Annotated in this window: 1 pseudogene; it reads left to right on the forward strand. The window is 69.1% G+C overall.

The features are described 5' to 3' along the window. A pseudogene (locus tag IG74_RS0145025) lies at positions 1 to 382 on the forward strand (6-phosphogluconate dehydrogenase); the annotation flags it as partial.

Raw genomic sequence — 382 nt, forward strand, 5'->3', positions numbered from 1 at the left:
AAGATGGTCCACAACGGCATCGAGTACGCGATGATGCAGGCCTACGCCGAGGGCTGGGAGCTCCTGGAGGCCGTGGACTCGGTCACCGACGTCCGTGAGGTCTTCCGCTCCTGGCAGGAGGGCACGGTCATCCGTTCCTGGCTGCTCGACCTGGCGGTCAACGCGCTGGACGACGACGAGCACCTGGACAAGCTGCGCGGCTTCGCGGCCGACTCCGGCGAGGGCCGGTGGACCGTCGAGGCGGCCATCGACAACGCGGTGCCGCTGCCCGCGATCACGGCGTCCCTGTTCGCGCGGTTCTCCTCGCGCCAGGACGACTCGCCGCAGATGAAGATGATCGCGGCGCTGCGCAACCAGTTCGGCGGCCACGCCGTCGAGTCCA

Origin of the sequence: Streptomyces sp. NRRL B-1347 (assembly GCF_000720325.1) — a bacterium.
GTDB lineage: Bacteria > Actinomycetota > Actinomycetes > Streptomycetales > Streptomycetaceae > Streptomyces.